At 61.1% G+C, this 20312-nt stretch carries 29 protein-coding genes and 2 tRNA genes; 16 read left to right on the top strand and 15 right to left on the bottom strand.

Annotation, left to right across the window (positions count from 1 at the left end; all coding sequences use genetic code 11):
• Positions 1 to 110: 110 nt before the first annotated feature.
• Positions 111 to 263 carry a hypothetical protein gene (locus ACZIRK_RS20525; RefSeq protein ID WP_165435190.1) on the top strand — a complete coding sequence of 51 codons (153 nt, stop codon included), beginning with the start codon at positions 111 to 113 and terminating at the stop codon, positions 261 to 263.
• 394 nt (positions 264 to 657) lie between these two features.
• On the opposite strand, the gene ACZIRK_RS20520 is transcribed toward ACZIRK_RS20525, so the two are convergent.
• A complete protein-coding gene (locus ACZIRK_RS20520) occupies positions 658 to 1569 on the bottom strand; it encodes a sialate O-acetylesterase (RefSeq protein ID WP_463328035.1) in 912 nt (303 codons plus the stop codon).
• A 1281-nt stretch (positions 1570 to 2850) separates the two neighbouring features.
• Between ACZIRK_RS20520 and ACZIRK_RS20515 the strand changes: the two genes are divergently transcribed.
• Together ACZIRK_RS20515 and ACZIRK_RS20510 are read left to right on the top strand one after the other, a co-directional pair.
• Positions 2851 to 3072, top strand: coding sequence for a hypothetical protein (locus tag ACZIRK_RS20515; RefSeq protein WP_130225685.1), 222 nt, complete (start codon positions 2851 to 2853; stop codon positions 3070 to 3072).
• A gap of 262 nt (positions 3073 to 3334) precedes the next feature.
• Positions 3335 to 3829, top strand: a complete 495-nt coding sequence (locus tag ACZIRK_RS20510; RefSeq protein ID WP_349645068.1) for a VOC family protein — start codon at positions 3335 to 3337, stop codon at positions 3827 to 3829.
• Position 3830: 1 nt separating this feature from the next.
• Here ACZIRK_RS20510 and ACZIRK_RS20505 read toward each other — a convergent pair whose 3' ends face one another.
• The 4 genes from ACZIRK_RS20505 to ACZIRK_RS20490 all read right to left on the bottom strand — a co-directional run bounded on the left by ACZIRK_RS20505 (position 3831) and on the right by ACZIRK_RS20490 (position 5283).
• Positions 3831 to 4040, bottom strand: coding sequence for a PRC-barrel domain containing protein (locus tag ACZIRK_RS20505; RefSeq protein WP_130225686.1), 210 nt, complete (start codon positions 4038 to 4040; stop codon positions 3831 to 3833).
• A gap of 46 nt (positions 4041 to 4086) precedes the next feature.
• Positions 4087 to 4287, bottom strand: coding sequence for a hypothetical protein (locus ACZIRK_RS20500; RefSeq protein WP_245474690.1), 201 nt, complete (start codon positions 4285 to 4287; stop codon positions 4087 to 4089).
• A gap of 353 nt (positions 4288 to 4640) precedes the next feature.
• Positions 4641 to 5015, bottom strand: a complete 375-nt coding sequence (locus ACZIRK_RS20495; protein ID WP_130225688.1) for a hypothetical protein — start codon at positions 5013 to 5015, stop codon at positions 4641 to 4643.
• A 193-nt stretch (positions 5016 to 5208) separates the two neighbouring features.
• Positions 5209 to 5283 (bottom strand) — tRNA-Glu (locus ACZIRK_RS20490).
• A gap of 226 nt (positions 5284 to 5509) precedes the next feature.
• Between ACZIRK_RS20490 and ACZIRK_RS20485 the strand changes: the two genes are divergently transcribed.
• Positions 5510 to 5767, top strand: coding sequence for a PilZ domain-containing protein (locus ACZIRK_RS20485; RefSeq protein ID WP_028168579.1), 258 nt, complete (start codon positions 5510 to 5512; stop codon positions 5765 to 5767).
• Positions 5768 to 5798: 31 nt separating this feature from the next.
• Positions 5799 to 6044, top strand: a complete 246-nt coding sequence (locus tag ACZIRK_RS20480) for a porin (protein ID WP_130225689.1) — start codon at positions 5799 to 5801, stop codon at positions 6042 to 6044.
• A 129-nt stretch (positions 6045 to 6173) separates the two neighbouring features.
• Here ACZIRK_RS20480 and ACZIRK_RS20475 read toward each other — a convergent pair whose 3' ends face one another.
• Positions 6174 to 6830 carry a glutathione S-transferase family protein gene (locus ACZIRK_RS20475; protein ID WP_130225690.1) on the bottom strand — a complete coding sequence of 219 codons (657 nt, stop codon included), beginning with the start codon at positions 6828 to 6830 and terminating at the stop codon, positions 6174 to 6176.
• A 312-nt stretch (positions 6831 to 7142) separates the two neighbouring features.
• The gene (locus ACZIRK_RS20470) at positions 7143 to 7595 is read right to left on the bottom strand and encodes a VOC family protein (protein ID WP_130225691.1); all 453 of its coding nucleotides are present in this window, start codon (positions 7593 to 7595) and stop codon (positions 7143 to 7145) included.
• A gap of 229 nt (positions 7596 to 7824) precedes the next feature.
• Here ACZIRK_RS20470 and ACZIRK_RS20465 point away from each other — a divergent pair, with 229 nt between their 5' ends.
• The 3 genes from ACZIRK_RS20465 to ACZIRK_RS20455 all read left to right on the top strand — a co-directional run bounded on the left by ACZIRK_RS20465 (position 7825) and on the right by ACZIRK_RS20455 (position 9108).
• Positions 7825 to 8028 (top strand): hypothetical protein, encoded by a 204-nt coding sequence (locus ACZIRK_RS20465; protein WP_130225692.1) that lies wholly within the window; start codon positions 7825 to 7827, stop codon positions 8026 to 8028.
• A 124-nt stretch (positions 8029 to 8152) separates the two neighbouring features.
• On the top strand, positions 8153 to 8362 hold the full coding sequence (locus tag ACZIRK_RS20460; protein WP_130225693.1) for a hypothetical protein: 210 nt from the start codon (positions 8153 to 8155) through the stop codon (positions 8360 to 8362).
• 533 nt (positions 8363 to 8895) lie between these two features.
• Positions 8896 to 9108: a hypothetical protein gene (locus tag ACZIRK_RS20455; RefSeq protein ID WP_028168574.1), complete on the top strand. Its 213-nt coding sequence runs from the start codon at positions 8896 to 8898 to the stop codon at positions 9106 to 9108.
• A 51-nt stretch (positions 9109 to 9159) separates the two neighbouring features.
• On the opposite strand, the gene ACZIRK_RS20450 is transcribed toward ACZIRK_RS20455, so the two are convergent.
• Entirely contained in the window at positions 9160 to 9324 is a 165-nt protein-coding gene (locus ACZIRK_RS20450; protein ID WP_155255576.1) for a hypothetical protein, read from the bottom strand.
• Positions 9325 to 9684: 360 nt separating this feature from the next.
• On the opposite strand from ACZIRK_RS20450, the gene ACZIRK_RS20445 reads away from it, so the two are divergent.
• Positions 9685 to 9873: a hypothetical protein gene (locus ACZIRK_RS20445; protein ID WP_130225694.1), complete on the top strand. Its 189-nt coding sequence runs from the start codon at positions 9685 to 9687 to the stop codon at positions 9871 to 9873.
• A gap of 330 nt (positions 9874 to 10203) precedes the next feature.
• Positions 10204 to 10554: a hypothetical protein gene (locus ACZIRK_RS20440; protein ID WP_456641573.1), complete on the top strand. Its 351-nt coding sequence runs from the start codon at positions 10204 to 10206 to the stop codon at positions 10552 to 10554.
• A 57-nt stretch (positions 10555 to 10611) separates the two neighbouring features.
• Here ACZIRK_RS20440 and ACZIRK_RS20435 read toward each other — a convergent pair whose 3' ends face one another.
• Positions 10612 to 10809 (bottom strand): hypothetical protein, encoded by a 198-nt coding sequence (locus ACZIRK_RS20435; protein WP_130225696.1) that lies wholly within the window; start codon positions 10807 to 10809, stop codon positions 10612 to 10614.
• Between the two features lie 189 nt (positions 10810 to 10998).
• Between ACZIRK_RS20435 and ACZIRK_RS20430 the strand changes: the two genes are divergently transcribed.
• The 6 genes from ACZIRK_RS20430 (at position 10999) to ACZIRK_RS20405 (ending at position 14556) form a co-directional block, all read left to right on the top strand.
• Complete coding sequence (locus ACZIRK_RS20430) at positions 10999 to 11244, top strand: hypothetical protein (RefSeq protein ID WP_028168571.1); 246 nt, start codon at positions 10999 to 11001, stop codon at positions 11242 to 11244.
• Positions 11245 to 11350: 106 nt separating this feature from the next.
• Complete coding sequence (locus ACZIRK_RS20425; protein ID WP_130225697.1) at positions 11351 to 12112, top strand: SIR2 family NAD-dependent protein deacylase; 762 nt, start codon at positions 11351 to 11353, stop codon at positions 12110 to 12112.
• A gap of 197 nt (positions 12113 to 12309) precedes the next feature.
• A complete protein-coding gene (locus tag ACZIRK_RS20420) occupies positions 12310 to 12972 on the top strand; it encodes a cold-shock protein (protein WP_130225698.1) in 663 nt (220 codons plus the stop codon).
• A gap of 126 nt (positions 12973 to 13098) precedes the next feature.
• A complete protein-coding gene (locus tag ACZIRK_RS20415; protein WP_463328034.1) occupies positions 13099 to 13581 on the top strand; it encodes a DUF192 domain-containing protein in 483 nt (160 codons plus the stop codon).
• A 159-nt stretch (positions 13582 to 13740) separates the two neighbouring features.
• Positions 13741 to 13817, top strand: a tRNA-Pro gene (locus ACZIRK_RS20410).
• A 331-nt stretch (positions 13818 to 14148) separates the two neighbouring features.
• Positions 14149 to 14556 carry a hypothetical protein gene (locus tag ACZIRK_RS20405; protein ID WP_130225700.1) on the top strand — a complete coding sequence of 136 codons (408 nt, stop codon included), beginning with the start codon at positions 14149 to 14151 and terminating at the stop codon, positions 14554 to 14556.
• 41 nt (positions 14557 to 14597) lie between these two features.
• Here ACZIRK_RS20405 and ACZIRK_RS20400 read toward each other — a convergent pair whose 3' ends face one another.
• The 6 genes from ACZIRK_RS20400 to ACZIRK_RS20375 form a co-directional block, all read right to left on the bottom strand.
• Positions 14598 to 15059: a cupin domain-containing protein gene (locus ACZIRK_RS20400; RefSeq protein WP_130225701.1), complete on the bottom strand. Its 462-nt coding sequence runs from the start codon at positions 15057 to 15059 to the stop codon at positions 14598 to 14600.
• Positions 15060 to 15097: 38 nt separating this feature from the next.
• Positions 15098 to 15424, bottom strand: coding sequence for a hypothetical protein (locus ACZIRK_RS20395; RefSeq protein ID WP_130225702.1), 327 nt, complete (start codon positions 15422 to 15424; stop codon positions 15098 to 15100).
• 240 nt (positions 15425 to 15664) lie between these two features.
• Positions 15665 to 15823: a hypothetical protein gene (locus ACZIRK_RS20390; RefSeq protein ID WP_165435192.1), complete on the bottom strand. Its 159-nt coding sequence runs from the start codon at positions 15821 to 15823 to the stop codon at positions 15665 to 15667.
• 189 nt (positions 15824 to 16012) lie between these two features.
• The gene (locus tag ACZIRK_RS20385) at positions 16013 to 16363 is read right to left on the bottom strand and encodes a hypothetical protein (RefSeq protein ID WP_028166795.1); all 351 of its coding nucleotides are present in this window, start codon (positions 16361 to 16363) and stop codon (positions 16013 to 16015) included.
• 174 nt (positions 16364 to 16537) lie between these two features.
• Positions 16538 to 17719 carry an acetate/propionate family kinase gene (locus tag ACZIRK_RS20380; RefSeq protein ID WP_463328033.1) on the bottom strand — a complete coding sequence of 394 codons (1182 nt, stop codon included), beginning with the start codon at positions 17717 to 17719 and terminating at the stop codon, positions 16538 to 16540.
• A 31-nt stretch (positions 17720 to 17750) separates the two neighbouring features.
• Positions 17751 to 20159, bottom strand: a complete 2409-nt coding sequence (locus ACZIRK_RS20375) for a phosphoketolase family protein (protein ID WP_130225704.1) — start codon at positions 20157 to 20159, stop codon at positions 17751 to 17753.
• Positions 20160 to 20312: the final 153 nt, after the last annotated feature.

Raw genomic sequence — 20312 nt, 5'->3', positions numbered from 1 at the left:
CACTGGCTTCTGTGTTCGCGCTCTCAAGTACGTTCGCACTTGCATACACGAAGCATCATAAGTCAGGCGCCAGCACGCATTCCGGTAGTTACGCCCGGACGCAGCCCTCTATGAACTATAATGGGAGCAATTACGGCTGGAACAACCCCGGTTGGAACAACTACGGTGGGAGCAGCTACGGTTGGAGCCGCGGTGCAGGCGGCGGCCCGAACAACCGGGGCGGATTGGTCGGCGGCGACGACTCCGGCACCTACAGACCGTAGGAAGTGAAGGCGCCGGCGCACGGCTGACCGGGTCGTCGGCGTTTGATCGCGGCAAGCTTCTGCTCGAGGCGATCGAGCAGCGGCGCATATTTTGATGATCTCGGCAGCTTATGGATATGCGCGGGCACGACAACATCGAGCACGCCGAGGTCTATTCGTGCGAGGTGGAACAGAGCCGGATGGCAGCCGCTGCGACGGAGGCGAGAGCGATAGAAGCGTCCTAGTCATGAAATCGCGCCACAGCAGTGTGGCCGTAGTTTCCAATTTGAAAGGCGGTTACCCGGTGGCGCGGGGCCGTTCCTCGTGTCCGAATTGCCACTCGACAATCTAAGCCGATTCCGTGAAAGCACGCTGCTCCTCATCGCCTCACCGATCGCAGTTTCTTGGCGCCGGCTCAGCGGGCGGTCGAGAGCAGGTCTGCCCAGGCTCTCGCGACCTTCTGCTCTCCCAAAGAGCCGAAATGGCAATCGTCGTACCGATCCAGATCACCAAGCAAGGCGTCTAAGTTAACTCCCCTTCTCAGATCAGCGCTGCCATCGGGAAGGCCCAACTGAGCGCGCGCCACCGGGTTTTCGGCAGAGTGGAAGCGTGTTCCTCCGTTGCTTGCCGATAAACACTTGGTCGCAATGGCAACGTATACCGGCGCACCGACGCCGTGAGATCTCAACGAGGTGACCAGCGACAGGAAGCGATCGCGGTAATCCTTCTCGTTCGTTCCCACCACGTAGTCGATCTCACCTTGGACCCAGAGGACGTGCGTCACAACATAGCCTCGCTGCTGCAGCTGACTCGTGGTGCCGATCATGATTCCGTTCAGATCGCCACCCAGCGCCCAGCGGGAGACCTCAGAGCCGGTTACGGCCACCGGAGCCAGGACGACCTGGTCGAACGATCCACGATCCAGCAGAAGGTTGCCAAGCTGGGTCCAATATTCTCCGCTGATGCCGTCAGATCCCAGCAGGGGTGACGCGGCCGCATAGCATTGTCCATCGAAGAAATTGACGACCCTCTCCCCGTGTTCCGAGCGGAACCGCTGCCCCGCGTGATTCCCGGCGTTGGACTGTCCGACTAGCAACAGCACGGCCGTACGTTCCGTCTGCTGCGGGCAGGCAATAGCTTTCTTTTGATCGCCGGATGCCAGCCGTCCCGCCTGGTCAAATGTGTAGCGGTCGGGAGCCGTCCGAGATTTCATCGCGTGAAGAACCGGAAAGGGAAAAAAGTCATGGCGACCGCTGTACGCTCCAAGCAGATACGTCGCGGTCAAGACAAGAATTGCCAACAAAAAGCTCGCGCGCGACATGTGCATTCGAACACCTGCGGACCTAGCCCCGCCGCGGTTGGTAAATTAGCGCAACCATTGAAGGCGCGAAACGGCACTTGCGAGAGGGCCATGACCCTCCACGAATGTGGATAGTCTTCGACCTGCACCTCATCTCTTGTGCCCATTCGATCCTGCGAGATCCTGCAGGCCTCCGCAACGTCCTCATCGCTCAGCGGCTGGTGCACTCGCAGCCAAGTCGCCTTGAAAACTGCCTTGGCCCTCTCGAGGTCCGCACAGCTACCGCGATGGTCTGGCTGCTGCGGTACGTTCCTGTAGATACGCCGGATCGAGAAGCCATCCCAGATGACCACATGGTCGCCGCCGATTACGGTGGGCGGAGGAAGAGATCGGCGGGCGCGGTCGGCATGTCTGCTAAAGATCGTGGCTTGTTATCATTGGGCGCTTGCCCGAGGGAGCGGAGCCCTTCGCTCTTTCGAGCGCATCCAACCTTCTTCTGCGATCCAACCTGTCAAGCAGCCCAGCCTCGAACACCGTGCCGGAGACATCATAGTCGCCGCAGAAGCCGCAACAGATCGTCCGTCCATCGAACGTCGCAACGGTAATGTCTTGGGCCTCAGCCCCGCAAAGGGGGCAACTGATCGGTTTCAAATTGGCCATATTCCGCCTTCCGCGCATTTCTGCGAACATTCGGTTTATTGCAACCAACAAATTTAATAAACTAACATATTTAATTGTTAAATGTCATATTTAATTACACAGTTTGAATTGGTCAGAATGCAGGAGGTATCTGTGAAGATTGTATCTGCGATTCTCGCTGCTTTTTTTGCCCTAGCTTTGATCATGACTGCCCCGCCTGCGAATGCCTGCAACGGCGGCGGGAATTGCGAGAACGCCCCCGGCCGAGACCCGCCCGGTCACCGCGTCGACGGAGCCCCTGGTCCAATCGCCGGCGCCGGTCTCCCGATGCTCGCTGTCGGCTATGGCGTCTATTGGTTGGTCAAGCGGCGGCGCAAGCATGCGTGAAGTTCTGAAGCTCAGCGCCATGCCGGCGACGGGGAGTGCCCGCGGCCGCTTGCACCGACATGTGTGACGGCCTCGTGTCATGTCCCGAGAGGAGCGGTCTCAGCATTGCCCCCAGCCGGGACCGCTCCTTTTCCATGCCGCTAGTCTGTCCAATGTACCGATTGACTGCCCGGAATAATGCGCGGATCGCTTCCTGATAGGTCGTGACACAATAGCGTCCGTAGTTCTTCGACCGTGTACAAGGTTCCTGTGCTTCCCCCGGCGGGGCTTGGGCGGTGAGAATTGGCCATCTATCGACTGTTGCAAAGCTCCGTCGTGGAGCCGGAAAAGTTCAGCCGCATCACAGCGGCTTATGAGCGCGCGTTGCAGACGCTAAAAGTCAAGGATCGCGATGATCCTCTAACGGAAATGATCGCGAGAAACATCATCAAGATCGCGCAATCCGGCATCAAGGACCCCGCACAAATTTCGGCTCTGGCAATCAAAGAGCTCGAAATGCGATAGGTCTGCCGCTCGCATCTTCCATGTCTGGAACCGAAACCTTTGTAGCCCATGCGCATTGATGGGGGGCTTCGCCGGATGCGAGGTGATAATGAATCCTTTCTCAGCCGGCGATGTGTTCCTGACAGTTGCCATCACGTCGACCACGTTTTTAATCGGGTCAGCGTCTTCATCCTGATCGGAATGTTCTGATGGCAGCAAGGAAATTGTCGGCGCGTTTGTCGTATCGGTTTGCGGCCTAGGCGACACCTGCTAGATTGGCCACATGGCGCTCAAACGGATGGACAACGTAGGAATCCTCGTCGATGACCTCGGGGATTTCTTTCGCGAGCTCGGGCTTCAGCTCGAAGGGCGAGCCACGAGCGAAGGAGAATTGGCCGGACGTGTCACTGGACTGGGCGATCAGCGCGTCGAGATCGCCATGATGCGCACGCCGGACGGCCTCGGCCGGCTCGAGCTATCCGCTTCCTCACGCCGCCTCCCGCTGCGGATCACCGTAACGCCGGTTAACGCTCTAGGCTACCTCCGCGTCATGTTCGCCGTGGACGACATCGATGAGACGCTTGAAAGGCTCCGCAATCGCGGCGCGCAGCTTATCGGCGAAGTCGTTCAGTATAAAGATGCGTATCGGCTCTGCTACATCCGCGGGCCCGAAGGGCTTCTCATCGGGCTCGCCGAAGAACTCAGCCGAGCGCAATGCGAGGACAATGACGAAGGGCGACAATGTCAGGGAGCGCGTCCCACAAAGGGCCGTTGTTAGACTAGTCTTCCGGGAATTTGATGGTTGAGACGGGCCATTTCCCATCATGGCCTTTGATGGAAATCCGCAGCCCGTGCAACTCATCTAACCAAACGTTCTCGACCTCGCCGGCCTTTCCGTTCGTGAGGACGACGGCGATGCCGATCAGTTCGGATTGTGCCTCACCGAATTCATTCAAAATTTTTGATGCACGAAGCTTAACCGATGGCATTGCTGGCCCCCGTTCCGCCGAGTCGTTGGTGCTGCCCCAACGCAGCTTAACGGCCCGGCTTGCCCCAATGCTCGGCGGCTGGAATGATCGATGGTGCCTGATTTTCCAATTGTCTGAGCCGGTTGATTTGCGTTCTGACGCTCGGTGGCAATTCAGGCTCTGGTTTTAGCAACGTACGCAATCTCTCGCCGATCTCTCGAACAATGGCGCGGCTGTGTTTGTGGTCGAGGTCGATGGGGTTGCGCATGGCGAAGCTCGGCATAAGAAAACCAACAGAAACCCGGCACCAACTAGCCCTCCGCTAGCGAGTACCGCTGGCAATTCCGAATGGAACCGGAGACCGCCGCTTTTGGCTATCTGCGCGAGCGCTTGTTCTGAAACAGCGGGTCTTTGTGACCTTTGGCTATCCGCGATATGCGCCGTGTAGTTTAACGGCGAGTGGCGGTCTCACACCTTCTAAAATCGTGACGCGAGCGTTCGTTCCCAATTTCTTCTCGCAGTAATTCGGCCGAGCGGTGCCATTCTCACGACGTGGCCAACAGAAAGGGAGCTTGAGAGTCCACTCTTGCCAACCGGGTGACCATAGGACTTTCCGATCGTTCAGCGTTCACCCGGCCAGCAGGTCGACGGCGGATCCTGCGCGGATATCTTCGTCGGCCGCAGCGCCGCGAGGTGGCTGCGCTTGTAGGGATAGCCTCGCTCCTCGGAGCACAGCTTGCAGCGCATGTAGCGCTCAAGCTCATGGATCGGCGTCGTCTTCGGCCGGCGCACGATATCGAGGGCGACCGTCTGGTGCGTCTCGCAGCCGAGACACTTCACCTCGAGATAGGTGTAGCCGGCGTCGAGTGCGTCGCCGAGGGCGGGCGAAGGCTGCGCCGGGCCCTGGAACGCCAGCATGCGCTTGTTCCAGGCTTCACAGGCGAGCCGATCGGCGCGCTGGCGTGCTTCGGCGGCCTGCTCGGCGGCGGCGCGCACGGACGCGCCGAATGGTCTCGCGTGACTTGGCGCCGATCATCTGAAAATGAGCTTCGCGGCTACCGGCGGCAAGCCGCTAGCGCTTGCGGTGTGACGTGCTGAGTAGACTAGGAACTGGAGCCGCGCTTCCGAAGGGTCGCGGCTAACCGCCTTGGCTAACCTGTCCGGCTATCTCTTTGATTTTATTGGCTTTTGGCGCTCCCTAGCGGAATCGAACCGCTCTCTCCACCGTGAAAGGGTGGCGTCCTGACCGATAGACGAAGGGAGCAAAACAATCGGCAAATCAATGCGTTAGCCGCGGGATATGCCAGATCGGCCGCCGACGGTTACTGGCGGCGACGGAGCGAACGTATAGTGGTGATTGGATGGGGGGGCAAGCCGCAGGACGGCCCTTTTTGCAGCCGTCCCCGGATCGATCAGCACAGGCGCCGATACCCGAAAAACCGCGGGTGTTTCGCAACGCTTTGTAAAGCCTGGTGCCGTAGGCGTCGGCCATGGCGTTCAGCCGCAAGAAGCGCGAGGCGCGCAAATCGATGCACCAGCCCGGGTGGATCACGCTGGAGGGCGGATTCGCCGCGCGGCCCTGCGTGGTGCAGGACATGTCGTCCACCGGCGCCAAGATCACGATCGACGATCCCAACACGCTGCCTGGAAAATTGCGCCTGGCGTTCTCGCGCGACACCCGCACCGGACGGCCCTGCGAGGTGGTGTGGCGCCGCGGCAGGACGGTGGGCGTCAAGTTCGTGAGCTAGCAGTTCCCGCCTTCGCGCGTTAAAAGGCCCGATGCGAAAGACGCTGATCCTCGTCCTCGCGCTGCTGCCGGCAATCGCACTCGCGGAGCAGCCTCATCGAACCAAGTCCGGCAAAGCAACGGCTTCCGCAAAGCCGCTCCCGCTGAAGAGAGGCGCACGGCCCAATGCGTGCGCAGAATACGGCGCGGGCTTCGTCAGGATCGAGGGTTCCGACACCTGCATCAAGATCGGCGGCGCCATCGACATTGGCGGCGGCGTCTCGATCGGCGGGCGTTAGAGCTTCGGTTCTGATTGAATCGAAAACGAAGCTCTAGATTCTTTGTTTGTTTTCTTCACGCGAACCGGTGCCCACCCTCGGATCAAGTCCGAGGGCATGCTTCGCTCGAAAACGCTCTGTGAAATCAGCTCACGACAACGGCGGCGCCAGGAACTGGACGAAGCCCGGGCGTGCGGAAATCTCGGCAAACCAGCGCTCCAGATTGGACAGGCTCGGCTTGGTGATGCCCTCGACGCCGAACCAGCGCCGTGCAAAGGCACCGATCGCGATGTCGGCGATGGTGAACCCGTCGCCGTCGATGAAGCGCCGGCTCGCCAACTGCGCATCGGCAATCCGCCACACCTCGGCTTCGGCATCGGCGTCCTTCTGGATCACGGCCATGTCGCGCTTCTCCGGCGGTGTGCGCACCAGCGCCCAGAACACCGGACGGTCGACCGGCTGCAGCGTCGATAGCGTCCAGTCGAGCCAGCGATCGACGCTGGCGCGCTGGCGCGGCGCGGCCGGATAGATCGGTGAGCCCTCGCCATAGGCGAGGCAGAGATAGCGCATGATCGAATTGGATTCCCACAGCGTGTAGCTGCCGTCGACCAGCGTCGGCACGCGGCCGTTGGGGTTCATTGCGAGATAGTCCGGCTGGTCGTTCTTGCCGAACTCCATGCCGGCATCGATGCGGTGATAGGGCAGCTCGAGCTCGCTGAGGCACCACAGCACTTTCTTCACGTTGACCGAGTTGGCCCGGCCCCAAACCGTGAGTTGATATTTTTCCGCCACGCGTCTTTCTCCCATGCCTTCTTGCGTTGGCGGCGGAATAGCAGAAAGCGCGATCCCGATCATCCCGCACCAACAAAAAATCAGGCCCGCTGAGCGGCACCTGATTTTGTTGGGTTGGGTGGGCTGCGTGCGATCAGTGTCCGAAGAACAGCCACAACAGGATGATCACCGGGATTGGCACGCCAAGCAGCCACAGCAAGAGTCCTCTTGCCATCGTTTCCTCCTCCATTCGTATCGGTGAGGAAACGCGCGATCCACACGCTCGTTCCGTTATGGATCGCAGCGCTCATGCTGTGACCTGACGTGCGCGCAGTGTTTGCGCGAGGGCTACCAGTGGCCGGTGTTCGGCATCGACAGCCACGGCTCGGCCGGGGGCTTCGGATCGCCCTTCTGCAGCAGCTCGATCGAGTGCAGATCCGGCGAGCGCACGAACGCCATGTTGCCGTCGCGCGGCGGGCGGTTGATGGTGATGCCGAGCTTCATCAGCCGATCGCAGGTCGCGTAGATGTCGTCGACCTCGTAGGCGAGATGGCCGAAATGGCGGTCCTCGCCGTATTTCTCCTCGTCCCAGTTATAGGTGAGCTCGACCAGCGGCGCGCCGCGCGTGCTCGGCAGCTTCTTCAACTGGTCGACATCCTCGGGCGCACACAGGAACACCAGCGTGAAGCGACCCTTCTCGTTGTCGATCCGGCGCACTTCCTTCAGCCCCAGCGCGTCCTGGTAGAATTTCATCGCGATGTCGAGATTGCGCACGCGCAGCATGGTGTGGAGATAACGCATGGTGTTGGCTCCCTCTGGGGGGTTGTAGCGTCTGGTTTGGGCGGTTCGCGAGACCAAGGTGATGATTAATCATCCCGCTCGATCTTTTTGCTTGAGAATGACCCTTTCGAAAAACGGTATCCAATTTTCCGGATCACGCCCTAGATATCAGAAAAGGCCGTGAAGGGCAGGGTGTCGAACGGGCTCCCATGTAACAAAGTGGAAGCACTGGCTGTGCCAAGGTGAGGCCATGGATGGCGTTGTCCCGTATCTGTTCGAACTGGTCGCTGGGTTGATGGGGCGTGCCCTGGATTGGACGGGGCGTCGATTGGGCCGCATGCCTGACCGGGACTTCTCGCAGGTGACCACGCTGCAGAAGATCGGCCGCCTCACGCTCTGTTTCGCCATTCTCGTCGGACTCGGTGGTCCCCTGATCTGGTGGGTATTTGGATAGCGAGGCGGGCAAGCGATCTCCGCCCGAATTCATTGAAACCCGCAACGACACATGGTCGTGAGTCTCGGGCTTGTGAGTGGCAGGCAACAGCGCTCCGACTATCTTGCCGCGCGGGGAGGACGCTATGCCATACAGTCCTGAACTCATCGAGACCATGCGGGCCGCGTTGGAAGCGGTCATGGCGAAAATTCCCGCCGATCAATCCGTGTTCGGCGTCAAGGCGGCGGTGGCCGAACGTATTCTGAGAGCGGCGGCTCACGGCCAAACGTCATTCGATGGCCTCGTCGCGTCAGCGTCTGACCAGGTGCAGACGATCATCGCCACGCTGTCGTGAGCGGCGCCGGTGAATTGCCCAAGAGTCAGAACAAGTCCGAAAAAGAAAACCCCGCGCGTGGGGGCACGGGGCTTTCGGGCTGACGGTCTGGGGATTCAGGGCGCGAGCCGCCAGCTTCAGTCGATAACTTAAGGTTGAATTTTCAAAAAGCAACAGCGCCGCCTAGAGGAGTATGTTCTCCGGGCGACGCTGCCGCGAATTACTGGGCCCTGAAATCCCCAGTTCCACTATGTCTGTCGGCGTGCAAAAGAGGTTCAAAAGAAAACCCCGCGACGGGGCATCGCGGGGCTTCTTAGCCGGTAGGCGGCAGGGGGAGTGTTCCTACCGGCACTTCCTGATGCTCATTCAATTCCTGACGATCAGAAGTGTTCCTGCGGAGTGTTGTCACGGGTCTCAAGGCCGCGCGCGGCATGCCGCAACGGCTTGGTGTTCTGATCTCACCTTTTTACACAAGCGTTTGAGCCTGCATCGCATTCCTATGCCGCCGCGCGCATGTCGGAACCGAGGCGACGTACGCAGCGAGGAGCAGATCCATGAAAAGCATCATTCTGGCCACGGCGATCGTGGCGGTGGCGGCAACGTCCGGACAGGCGTTCGCACGTTCGGACGCCTCAACGCCGCGGCAGGAAACGGCGGCCGACCAGCGCGCCTACGACGCGCTCAACATGTTCGATCAGCAGATGGCACCGCAAATGAGCGATGCCGACGCCCACCGCTATCATGGCGGGCCAAAATCCAACGACTAAGCGCTGGCGCGGTTCGGCATTCACGCCAGGAGAACGCGGAGGCGCTTGCCGTCACGCCTTGCGGTCGAGCAGCGCCTCGCGTTCGGCGTGGGTCTGGGCGTCGATGACGCTCTGGACATCGGCATTGATCTGATGCGGCGGCGCTTTTGCAGTCTCGTCGATGACGAGCTGAACCTTCGCCTGCGTCACCGCGGCAGGGACGGGGTAGATGACCATGACGGCAACCTCCTGCCCAAAAATCCCAGATCCGCATTTACGTTTTCTAAAGAGGTGCGGTTAATGGGGATGAATTCGGTTGTCCAAACGTCCGGGATCTCCGATCGCGAGCAGGGGCGGGGCGTGTGTGGATCGCTGCGCAGCAAGATCAGGAAATTGCTTGGCAAAGGCCGGTCCGGCGGCCTGTGGATTTGCTGCGGATAAGCTGGGGACGAGAGGTAGCGGATGGCGCCCGTGCGGCACCGTGTTCCTAACGATCTCTTTCGGGGCAGCCGATAACGCTATTCAGTTAGGTTAAGGGCAGGATCGCGTTGCGATAACCGGAGGTTGCGCATAGGGATCAGCTGCGGAACCCGAGCCATGATGATCCCTTCATTCCACAATGCAGACAGGCGAACTCACCGGCGCGTGATGCTGGTGGGGCTGTTGTTTTGTCTCGCCTTCGTCGCGATCAGCTTTTCGCTGCGGCCGCAGGCGGACGATGGACGCGTGCTGGTGAAGGCCGACCGCCTGGTGCGCACCGCGGGCGAACCGCATAAGGCGAATTAGCGCGGATCCTGTCCGGGCAATTTCTCGCTAGAGGAGCGGTGATACATCGCGATGGCGATGAACCCGCCATAGCCGATGATGTTGATCAGAATTTCCAGCCAGACCGGCATGGCCACACCCCTTCTGCACCACAATACGCGCGGAGGTCGTGGTTTGTTCCTGCGCCAATCCATGGGTGGTCCGGTCGAATTGCATAGCTCGAAGGGAGACGGGGACCCGGCCCAAGCGCTGCAAAGACGGCTGTTTGCGGCGATATGCCTGCCGGTTCCCGATGCAACCAATCGGGAATTTCTGCGTTGGAGCCGCGGATGAATCCTTAAGGAGGCGAGGATGAAAAAGGCTTTCGTAGTTTTGGCTACGGTCGCCGCGCTGGGGGCGACCACAATGAGCTCGCCGGCCGAGGCGTACTGGCGCGGCGGCGGCTGGGGCTGGCGGGGTGCAGGTCCGGGCTTGGCATTCGGTCTCGCCGCGGGCGCACTGATTGCGGGCGCTGCCGCAGCGTCCAGCCCCTATTACTACGGTTACGGTCCGGGCTACTACGGCGGATACTACGGACCGAGCTACTACAACTACCCGGCCTATTATGGCGGCTACGGGTATCGACGTTACTACGGCGGTGGTCCTTACGCCTACGGGGGCGGCCCTTATTATCGGCGCGCCTACTGGGATCCTTATTGGTAACAGAAAGCCCGGAGCGACGCGCCCCGGGCTTTTTGACTCCACTTGTGCTGCGAGCGCCTAATCGGTCTCGATCGGTGCCTGCTGATAGCCGTGCCAGGCGCTGCCAAGCGTGCTCTCGTAATACTCCTGGCGCTCGCGTTCGAACTTTCGCTGGGTCGCCTTGAAGCTTGCAATGCGAGCGGCGATCTCTTCGCGTTCACGTGCGAGCCGCTCTTCCTTCTCGGTCATGGCGTCTTCGGTCATGGCTTTGATCATGGCCCATCCCTGTAATCGTAATGTCATCGGGGGCGAATTCGCCTCCCCAATGGGGCGCCAATGGGGAGGAGCCGGTGCAGGATTGTGGTGAGATGATGGGCAGCGAAGGCGGTGGATAAGGCGCGTACGCTGCTTGTCGCTTCTCCGCGGCCCCGCTAGCCAAAAAGGGGGAAACTGGGGAGGCCGTTCATGGCAAAGATCGATCTGGATTCACTAAGCATCGAAGAACTCGCAAGCTTGCGCGAGCACGCGACCGACAAGCTGTTCGAGAAGGTCGCGGCGCGCCGCGCCGAACTCGAAGCGGAATTGGAGAAGCTTGCCCAATACGGCAAGCCGGTGAAGAAGTCCGATGCCGCGCCGGTTGCGAAGGCGAAGAAGAGCGACGAGGTGAAGGAGCCGAACGAGGCGAAGGAGCCGGTCGCCAAAGCGGCGTGACAAACAAGGCGGCGTGACAAAGGCGGCCTGAGAGCCGCATCCTAGGTGCGATCCCTCGGTCCGGTTGGCCGTGCTATAGTGCGCGCGGTCAACTCGGGTTTCTCACGTGATTACAAAAGATCTGCGCAGCGGTGTCGAGGCGCTCGGCAATTTGATCGCCGAGGCCTCCACCATCGTTCCCTTCACTGGTGCCGGCATTTCAACCGAGAGCGGGATTCCCGACTTCCGCTCGCCCGGCGGGCTGTGGACGCGCAACCGGCCAATTCCATTCGACGAATTCGTTGCAAGTGCCGACGCGCGCGACGAGGCCTGGCGCCGGCGCTTTGCGATGGAGCCGACCTTCATGGCGGCGAAGCCCGGGCGCGGGCATCGCGCGCTCGCCTCGCTCTATCGCGCGGGGAAGATTCCGTCGATCGTCACCCAGAACATCGACAACCTGCATCAGATGAGCGGCTTCAAATCGGATCATGTGGTCGAACTGCACGGCAACACGACCTATGCGCGCTGCATCGGTTGCGGCAGGGCGTACGAATTGCCGTGGGTCAAGCAGCGCTTTGACGAGAACGGCAGTGCGCCCGATTGCACCGACTGCGGCGATCCCATCAAGACCGCAACCATCTCGTTCGGCCAGGCGATGCCGGAGGATGCGATGCGACGGGCGACGGAACTTGCGCAGCACTGCGACTTGTTCCTTGCGATCGGGTCTTCGCTGGTGGTGTGGCCCGCGGCCGGATTTCCGATGATGGCCAAGAACTGCGGTGCCAGGCTTGTGATCATCAACAACGAGCCGACCGATCAGGACGACATTGCGGATCTCGTGATCCGTCACGACATCGGCGAGACGCTTGGGCCGTTCGTGGGCAATTGACGCTCAATTGATTCGCGGTCGTGCAAGTCTGTTCATAGTTCCCGCCGGATTCATTTTTTATCTATGCGATTCAAGCGGGAGTGTTATCTTTTGATTCGAGATTCGCGTGCGTTGTTCATGAGCGGTCGTGCAACAACGCATTGATAAGGTACCGTCGCAGAGAGACGGATTGCAGATGATGTGCGGGGTCCGGGGTCATGGGGTCGGACGGATTTGAGTCCAAGAAGCTCGGCGGTCCACCATCAGGTGGCGCCGGGCAGGGTAGGCTTGTGCCGGGTGAATACTCGGAGAGAGCACCGCGCGATCCGGCGGCGGATGCGTTCTCCGGCTTGGGCGATGCCGCCAACCTCGTCGAGATTTCCGGCGTCATCAAATGGTTCGATGCCTCGAAAGGCTACGGCTTCGTCGTCCCAGACAATGGCTGGCCAGATGTGCTTCTGCACGTCACCGTGCTCAGGCGTGACGGCTATCAGACGGCCTACGAGGGCGCTCGCGTGGTGGTTGAATGCGTGCAGCGCGCCAAGGGCTATCAGGCGTTCCGCATCCTCTCGATGGATGAAACGACGGCGATCCATCCGGCGCAGATGCTGCCGCCCAGGACCCATGTCACGGTCACCCCGACCAGCGGACTCGAGCGGGCGCAAGTGAAGTGGTTCAACCGGCTGCGCGGCTTCGGCTTCCTGACCTGCGGTGAAGGGACACCCGACATCTTCGTGCACATGGAAACGCTGCGCCGCTTCGGCATGACCGAGCTGCGCCCCGGCCAATATGTGCTGGTGCGGTTCGGGCCCGGCTCCAAGGGTATGATGGCCGCGGAGATCCACCCGGAGACCGGCCCGTCGGCGCTGTCGTCGCACTGATTTCCCGCTTAAGCTCTGACGGAAACGTGAGCCGAACGGCGCCCGTTATGTTTTTGCCCTCTGGCCATCGGCGCGGTGCTCGGGTTAGGTTCCGCGCGATTTGATTTTGCCGTGAGTGCAGTTTCCATGACTTTCGATCGTGTCACCGGGCATCGCCTGCTCGTTGCCCTGTTTGCGTCGCTTGCCCTCCTGTGTGGTGTGATCGCGAGCCCGGCCGCAAGGGCTGCGACGGTCCAGCCGCTCGAGATCGTCACCAAGAATGGAGTGCACGTCTTCTCCGTCGAACTCGCGACGACCGAGGAGGAGAAGTCGACGGGGCTGATGTACCGGAAGGAGCTGCCCGACGGCAAAGGCATGCTGTTCGACTTCTCGCCGGAGCAACAGGTGTCGATGTGGATGAAGAACACCTATGTATCGCTGGACATGATCTTCATCCGCGCCGACGGCCGCATCCTGCGGATCGCGGAGAATACCGAGCCATTGTCGACCAAGATCATCTCGTCCGGCGGGCTCGCCAAGGGCGTGCTGGAGGTGGTCGCGGGCACGGCGCAGAAATACGGCATCCAGCCCGGTGACCGGGTGGCCCACCCGCTGTTTAATGGCAAATAGAGCATGATCCGGAAAAGTGGGCACCGGTTTTCCGGAAAGATCATGCTCAACAAAGAGATGCGATGCTGATCCGATCAGCCTGATCGGATCACCATCGCGCCTGGCGAGCGGCTTGCTGGCGCCCGCCTAACCGTGTATCGACATCGCCTGCGGATTGCTCGGGGTATAGCGCAGCCTGGTAGCGCGGCAGTTTTGGGTACTGCAGGTCGTTGGTTCGAATCCAGCTGCCCCGACCAAAATATTAGTGGAATCAAATATTTGAGCGACGTGCTGCGTCCCGCCCGCTGATTTGCTGTGCACTGTCGGGAGTCTCGGGGTCAGCCGGAGAGAGCTGGTCGAGGGGCTTCCATGAGCGCGCGATCTGGCGAGTGCGCTCCGTTTCCAATCTTTGCAACCGGAAGGTGAATGGCGTCGGACGAACGTCCGATGCGCGACTGCCCGACCCATGGAATAACGTCCGTTCTGTAATGCGCATGGAATCGATGACGATCCACGCGGGAGGAGGCGGCTTACTCTTATGCCGTCGAATACGAACGATTGCTGCGTCAGTGGGTAGGGAGCAAGAAAATGCGCTCGGATATCGGCATTGCTATCGTTGGATTTGTCCTGACGTTGTCGGTCTCGGTAGAAGCACATGCATCGTGCACAGGGCCGAGGAGTATGAAGGGAATCTGGAAGGGTAACGACACAGGTACCTACTTTGTCGCGCAACGCGGAAATACTGTTTGGTGGTTTGGACCGAGTAAAGAGCGGAACTTTGCCAACGTTTTTCGAGGCACGCTACGTGGCGACATCATTGACGGCGAATTTTCGGATGTTGCCGGTGGCTTCAATTTTGCCGGTCCGCTGCGTCTCCAAATTGTGAGAGGCTTCGGTAACTCGATAGCTTCGTTCAAGAAGGTGAGCGGCGGATTTGGGGCGAGCCATTGGTCTTTCCCGTGTGATGATCAAAGCCTGATCCCTGCACGAGAATAGCGAAACGCTGAAATTGCTATGGGGGCCACCCCGATTTCCCTCTACCGCTCGGAATAGGGCGTGCCATCCTTGTGCACGAACCGGCCGTCGGCGTTGGAGCTCATCATGTCGACGTCCGAGCAGATGGTGACGTCGGCTGGCGAGCGCGAGCCGACTTCGAGATAAACCGCCATTGCGCCCGACTTGTTGACGAGGTGATGGCCGTTGCCGGAGCCTTTCGGAAACGCCGCGCAATCGCCGGCGCGCAGCACCGTATCGCCGCCATCTTCAATCAGCGTCAGTTCGCCTTCGAGCACATAGACGAATTCGTCTTCGTCCGAGTGCCAGTGGCGCTGGCTCGACCAGTTGCCCGGCGGCAGGTGCATGAGATTGACCCCGAAGTCGGTGAGGCCGCCGGCATTGCCCAATCGCTGCCGCACGCGTTCGGCACAGGCGGCGTCGAATGGCGGCGGGTAGCCGGAGCCCTTGCGTTTCGGGACAGTGGCGATATCGATCTTGGGCATGAGGTCCTTTCCATGACACCCGAGGCCGCACTGCTTGCTCAACGCTGACACGTCAACCGCGCAAGATGTCCTGATCGGTAGATTAGGAAAAGATCACTGGTGTAGTGGAAATACTCGCCCGTGAAGTCCTTGGTTTTGAATCTGAGTTGAATCCTGTTGTTGCTGACGACCGTAGCGCGCTGCGGGCCATTCCCGGTGTCGATCGAAATCGGCGGACCGAGGGCAAGCGTCACGCTTTTTGACGACGGCGCCGATCCAGTCGGATCGAACAGGGAGCCGCTGCAGGTGAGAGAGGCAGGCTGAGCAACGGCAGAAGCAATCATCGAGGCGAGGGCTGACAGAATTATCAGAGGCGTTCTGAACATTCATGGCTCCAAAGAAAAGAATTCAGGAATCGCGGCGGGGCTTGCAGGGGCGCAGCATAGTAGGTGGCATCCGGCTTTGCTAGCAACGGTTGTGGTTGCCAAATCGCACGTCAAATCAGCGGATCCGATCATGCCGCCACCGTCAGGCTGCAGGAATTTTTGGGACGGGCGCTTGCGCCTGCACGCTGGTGGCGGCGAAGCACCGAGGGGGCAGCGCACTCCCTTTAGGTGCGGGACGCCTTAATCGTTTGACGGGAGGAACGGCAGAACCGGCACGTCAATGCCGATGGCCAATTCGAGCACCGCGCCGATCGCAGCGATTGCCGCGCACAATTCAAGCAGGACGAATGCGAACAGCGCGCTCAGCCCAATAACTGCGTTCTTGCGGCCGTTCCACATGATATCACCTGCAATCCTGGCTCTCGGAGAGAAAGCTCGATTTAGCCCGGTCGGGTCATAAGCCGGAAACCTGGTACGGTAAACTCGCTTACCATCGCGGCCACCAAGCTCAAGACGAGCCTGATCTTAACCTAACCGATCAACCTTAACGTCCGTGTAGCGGGGCCGCGAGGTGCTTTTGCTGCCGCTTCAGCATCCGCGGCAGATCGATCCGATCATCTTGTCGACTTTGGCGTCCTCGCGATCGAGCGAGGGATCGGTGCCGAGCAGCGGGCCTTTCTGGGGACCGTTGGCGATGCCTTCGGACGAAAGTGCGGTTCCGAGCGAGTTGGTGCCGGGCGTGGTGGGGCTGGTTCCAAAAGCGCCGCCGGTCACCGGCAGGCCGCCGCTTGTGGGCAGGCCGCTGCTCATGGGCATGCCTCCGTGCATCCCCATGCCACCCATACCGTGCCCCATGCCGCCTCCGCCGCCGCGTGCGAATGCTGCGGTGGTCGAAAGGCCGACGGCGAGGGCGATACAGAGGAGGGATAGTTTCTTCATGGCGAGACTCCTGTCTTCGCGAGACGGCTGGGCCAGCCCGTCCGGCCGGCGCCAGTAGAAGTGAAGTAGGTGTTGTGGTGCCGCGCGAATGCGGTCTCGCTCATCAAATCCTTTGGCGCGAACCATCCCGCCGGATCGCGGCCGTGAGAGCGACGGCAATGCCGTTCGTCATTCTCAACGATTTGTAATCAAGGCCTGGCTGTGAGCGGCGATAGCCGCTTCCTCATCGGTCGGGACTACCAGGGTTGCAACACTCGCCGTCTTCGCACCGATCCTGAGTTCATTGGCGCTGTTGGCGCGATCATCGATCTCCACGCCGAGCCAGCCAAGGCCGGCGCAGATCCGCTTCCGCACCTCGGGGCTGTTCTCGCCGATCCCGGCGGTGAAGACGATCGCATCCAGGCCGCCCAGGCTGTGGGTCATCGCGGCGATTGCCGCCCCCGCGCGGAAGGCGAACAGTTCGAGCGCCTCGGCGGCACGCGGATCGTCGCTCGTGGTGAGCACGCGCACGTCGGCGCTGATCCCGGACACGCCGAGCAGTCCGGACTCGTAATAGAGCACGTGCTCGATCTCGTCGGCCGAGAGCCCACGCTGCTGCTGCAGATAGAGGGGCAGGCCGGGATCGATCGCGCCGCAGCGCGTGCCCATCATCAGCCCGTCCAGAGTCGTGAAGCTCATCGTCGTATCGATGCTGCGCCCGTCGCGCATCGCGCACAGGCTGGCGCCGTTGCCGAGATGGGCTGTCACGATCCGCCCCGTCGCCAGATCCGGCGCGATTTCGCGTAAGCGGCGGGCGATGAACTCGTAGGAGAGCCCGTGAAAGCCGTAGCGGCGCACGCCTTCCTGTTCGAAATGCCGCGGCAGCGCAAAGCGGCTCATGGGCGGCGCGACGCTGTGGTGAAAGGCGGTATCGAAGCAGGCGACCTGCGGCAGGTCCGGCCGCAGCTTCTGCATCGCCTCGATCGGCGCCAGACAGACCGGCTGGTGCAAGGGCGCGAGCGGGGTGAGCTCGCGCAGCGCCTGCAGGATGGCCGGCGTCACCTGCACCGGTTCAAAGAATTTCAGGCCGCCATGAACGACGCGGTGACCGACCGCGACGAGAGTTCCACCGGCGAGGAATTCATCGATCCAGTGCAACAGATCCGAGAAGAAGCGCTCGTCGTCCGCTTCCGCCGCGGCGTGCCGCTCGAACAGCACGTTGCCGTGGAGGTCCTTCACGACCATCTGCGGCTGATGCTGATGATGGTCGAGCATGCCCTTGCACAGCAGTGCGGGATCGCCTGAGCCGCCGCTCGCAAACAGCGCCAGCTTGATCGTGGACGATCCCGCATTGAGGACGAGGAGGGCGTTTGGCATCTTCTTCAGCCTCAACGCTTGTGATCGGGCATCAGTCGCCGGCGTTCGCGGCCGTGCCGTACGGCCAGGACCAGTCGCGGATATCGGGCATGTCCTCGCCGTGCTCGCGGACATATTTGCCGTGCTCGATCAGCCGGTCGAGGCAATGCTGCTTCACGGCTGCCGCGGAGGCCGCAAGTCCCGGCACGCGGTTGATGACCTCGATCGCCAGATGGAAGCGGTCGAGCTCGTTGAGCACGACCATGTCGAACGGCGTCGTCGTCGTTCCCTCTTCCTTGAAGCCGCGCACATGGATGCCGGAGTGGTTGGTGCGCGCATAGGTGAGGCGGTGGATCAGATAGGGATAGCCGTGATAGGCGAAGATCACCGGCTTGTCGCGGGTGAACAGGGTGTCGAAGTCGCGGTCGGTGAGGCCATGCGGATGCTGCTCGCGCGGCTGCAGGGCCATGAGGTCGACGACGTTGACGACCCTGATCTTGAGCTTGGGGATCTGCTTCCGGAGAATGTCGACAGCGGCGAGTGTCTCCAGCGTCGGCACGTCGCCGGCGCAGGCCATCACCACGTCGACGTCGTTATCCGGTGTTTCCGTTCCGGCCCATGGCCACGCGCTGATTCCGGCCTCGCAATGAACTGCGGCCTCCTTGATCGTCAGCCATTGCGGCGCTGGTTGCTTGCCGGCCACGATGACGTTGATCCGGTCGTAGGTGCGCAGGCAATGGTCGGTGATCCATAGCAGCGAGTTGGAATCCGGCGGGAAGTAGACGCGGACGATGTCCGCCTTCTTGTTGGCAACGAGATCGACGAAGCCCGGATCCTGGTGGCTGAAGCCGTTGTGATCCTGCCGCCAGACATGTGAGGTGAGCAGATAGTTCAGCGAGGCGATCGGGCGCCGCCAGGGCAGGCCGCGGGAGACCTTCAGCCATTTGGCGTGCTGATTGAACATGGAATCGACGATGTGGATGAAAGCCTCGTAGCAGGAGAACAATCCGTGTCGCCCGGTGAGCAGATAACCCTCGAGCCATCCCTGGCAGAGATGCTCGCTCAAGACCTCCATCACCCGGCCGTCCCGGGACAAATGGACGTCGTAGGGCTCGATCTCCTCCATCCAGACGCGATCGGTCGCTTCGAACACGGCATCGAGCCGGTTGGAGGCGGTCTCGTCCGGACCCATGATGCGGAAATTGCGCGTGCTTTCGTTGCGCTTCATGACGTCGCGCAGGAATTTGCCCATTGTGCGCGTTGCTTCATCGATCACGCCCCCGGGCGTCGTGATCTCGATCGCGTAGTTGCGATAGTCGGGCAATTCCAGTTCGCGCCTGAGCGTGCCGCCATTGGCATGCGGATTGGCGCCCATCCGCCGCGCGCCGTTCGGCGCCAGTTTCTGCAATTCCGGAACCAGCCTGCCTTGCTCGTCGAACAGCGTTTCCGGCTGGTAGCCGCGCATCCATCGCTCCAGTATCGCGAGATGGCCTGGATTGCTGCGGACTTCGGCAATCGGCACCTGGTGCGCGCGCCAGAACCCTTCCACCCTGAGGCCGTCGACTTCCTTGGGTCCGGTCCAGCCCTTTGGGCTGCGCAGCACGATCATCGGCCATCGTGGCCGCTCTTGTGATGGCGATACGCCTCGCGCGGCCTGCTGGATGGCGCGGATGCGATCGGTCGCCGCATCCAGCGTGGCAGCCATCTGCCGGTGCATTGTCGCGGGATCCTCGCCCTCGACGAACATCGGCTCATGGCCGAAGCCCAGGAACAGATGGCGGATTTCCTCGTCGCTCATCCGCCCGAGCACGGTCGGGTTGGCGATCTTGTAGCCGTTCAGATGCAGGATCGGGAGCACCGCGCCGTCGCGCGCAGGGTTGAGAAACTTGTTCGAATGCCAAGAGGCGGCGAGCGGGCCGGTCTCGGCTTCGCCGTCGCCGATGACGCAGGCAACCAGAAGATCGGGATTGTCGAATGCCGCGCCATAGGCATGAGCGAGCGCATAGCCGAGTTCGCCGCCTTCATGGATCGAGCCAGGTGTCTCCGGCGCGGCGTGGCTCGGGATGCCTCCGGGAAAAGAGAACTGCCGAAACAGCTTGCGCAGGCCGTCGACGTCGCGCGTGATGCTGGGATAGATCTCGGTGTAGCTGCCTTCGAGATAGGTGTTGGCGACCATGCCGGGCCCGCCATGACCGGGGCCGCAGATATAGATGACGTCGAGATCGCGGTGTTTGATCACGCGATTGAGATGGGCATAGACGAAATTCAAACCGGGCGTCGTGCCCCAATGGCCGAGCAGGCGCGGCTTGATATGTTCCTTGCGAAGCGGCTCACGGAGCAGGGGATTGTCGAGCAGATAGATCTGGCCGACCGAGAGGTAGTTGGCGGCGCGCCAGTACCGATCAAGGAGATCGAGTTCGGCGCTATCGGGAACGGCGGACGGGCTGCTTGCATCTTGCATTGAACGCCTCGTTGTTTCCTGGCGACGATTGCCAATCGTGACGGCTTTTGCTGGACGCGCTACTGTCTATTTCTGCGCGGTACGGGTGTTGAGCCAAATCAACCGCATCCAGCCATCATCAATCTGGCGCCATGCGCATGCGCCAGCCGCGCC

It is taken from the genome of Bradyrhizobium sp. Leo114 (genome assembly GCF_055229415.2).
Note: the sequence above shows the minus strand (reverse complement) of the source record. Positions and strands in the feature narration are given on the sequence as shown.

Excerpts from the sequence above, each read along its gene's own strand:
- ACZIRK_RS20420 (WP_130225698.1), top strand. The coding sequence starts at position 12,310 with ATGGGGTCGGACGGATTTGAGTCCAAGAAGCTCGGCGGTCCACCATCA.
- ACZIRK_RS20465 (WP_130225692.1), top strand. The coding sequence starts at position 7,825 with ATGGATGGCGTTGTCCCGTATCTGTTCGAACTGGTCGCTGGGTTGATG.
- ACZIRK_RS20470 (WP_130225691.1), bottom strand. The coding sequence starts at position 7,595 with ATGCGTTATCTCCACACCATGCTGCGCGTGCGCAATCTCGACATCGCG.
- ACZIRK_RS20455 (WP_028168574.1), top strand. The coding sequence starts at position 8,896 with ATGAAAAGCATCATTCTGGCCACGGCGATCGTGGCGGTGGCGGCAACG.
- ACZIRK_RS20505 (WP_130225686.1), bottom strand. The coding sequence starts at position 4,040 with ATGCCATCGGTTAAGCTTCGTGCATCAAAAATTTTGAATGAATTCGGT.
- ACZIRK_RS20415 (WP_463328034.1), top strand. The coding sequence starts at position 13,099 with ATGACTTTCGATCGTGTCACCGGGCATCGCCTGCTCGTTGCCCTGTTT.
- ACZIRK_RS20400 (WP_130225701.1), bottom strand. The coding sequence starts at position 15,059 with ATGCCCAAGATCGATATCGCCACTGTCCCGAAACGCAAGGGCTCCGGC.
- ACZIRK_RS20385 (WP_028166795.1), bottom strand. The coding sequence starts at position 16,363 with ATGAAGAAACTATCCCTCCTCTGTATCGCCCTCGCCGTCGGCCTTTCG.
- ACZIRK_RS20475 (WP_130225690.1), bottom strand. The coding sequence starts at position 6,830 with ATGGGAGAAAGACGCGTGGCGGAAAAATATCAACTCACGGTTTGGGGC.
- ACZIRK_RS20405 (WP_130225700.1), top strand. The coding sequence starts at position 14,149 with ATGCGCTCGGATATCGGCATTGCTATCGTTGGATTTGTCCTGACGTTG.
- ACZIRK_RS20375 (WP_130225704.1), bottom strand. The coding sequence starts at position 20,159 with ATGCAAGATGCAAGCAGCCCGTCCGCCGTTCCCGATAGCGCCGAACTC.
- ACZIRK_RS20395 (WP_130225702.1), bottom strand. The coding sequence starts at position 15,424 with ATGTTCAGAACGCCTCTGATAATTCTGTCAGCCCTCGCCTCGATGATT.
- ACZIRK_RS20440 (WP_456641573.1), top strand. The coding sequence starts at position 10,204 with ATGAAAAAGGCTTTCGTAGTTTTGGCTACGGTCGCCGCGCTGGGGGCG.
- ACZIRK_RS20380 (WP_463328033.1), bottom strand. The coding sequence starts at position 17,719 with ATGCCAAACGCCCTCCTCGTCCTCAATGCGGGATCGTCCACGATCAAG.
- ACZIRK_RS20460 (WP_130225693.1), top strand. The coding sequence starts at position 8,153 with ATGCCATACAGTCCTGAACTCATCGAGACCATGCGGGCCGCGTTGGAA.
- ACZIRK_RS20435 (WP_130225696.1), bottom strand. The coding sequence starts at position 10,809 with ATGATCAAAGCCATGACCGAAGACGCCATGACCGAGAAGGAAGAGCGG.
- ACZIRK_RS20450 (WP_155255576.1), bottom strand. The coding sequence starts at position 9,324 with ATGGTCATCTACCCCGTCCCTGCCGCGGTGACGCAGGCGAAGGTTCAG.
- ACZIRK_RS20500 (WP_245474690.1), bottom strand. The coding sequence starts at position 4,287 with ATGCGCAACCCCATCGACCTCGACCACAAACACAGCCGCGCCATTGTT.
- ACZIRK_RS20520 (WP_463328035.1), bottom strand. The coding sequence starts at position 1,569 with ATGCACATGTCGCGCGCGAGCTTTTTGTTGGCAATTCTTGTCTTGACC.
- ACZIRK_RS20485 (WP_028168579.1), top strand. The coding sequence starts at position 5,510 with ATGGCGTTCAGCCGCAAGAAGCGCGAGGCGCGCAAATCGATGCACCAG.
- ACZIRK_RS20390 (WP_165435192.1), bottom strand. The coding sequence starts at position 15,823 with ATGTGGAACGGCCGCAAGAACGCAGTTATTGGGCTGAGCGCGCTGTTC.
- ACZIRK_RS20445 (WP_130225694.1), top strand. The coding sequence starts at position 9,685 with ATGATGATCCCTTCATTCCACAATGCAGACAGGCGAACTCACCGGCGC.
- ACZIRK_RS20480 (WP_130225689.1), top strand. The coding sequence starts at position 5,799 with ATGCGAAAGACGCTGATCCTCGTCCTCGCGCTGCTGCCGGCAATCGCA.
- ACZIRK_RS20510 (WP_349645068.1), top strand. The coding sequence starts at position 3,335 with ATGGCGCTCAAACGGATGGACAACGTAGGAATCCTCGTCGATGACCTC.
- ACZIRK_RS20430 (WP_028168571.1), top strand. The coding sequence starts at position 10,999 with ATGGCAAAGATCGATCTGGATTCACTAAGCATCGAAGAACTCGCAAGC.
- ACZIRK_RS20525 (WP_165435190.1), top strand. The coding sequence starts at position 111 with ATGAACTATAATGGGAGCAATTACGGCTGGAACAACCCCGGTTGGAAC.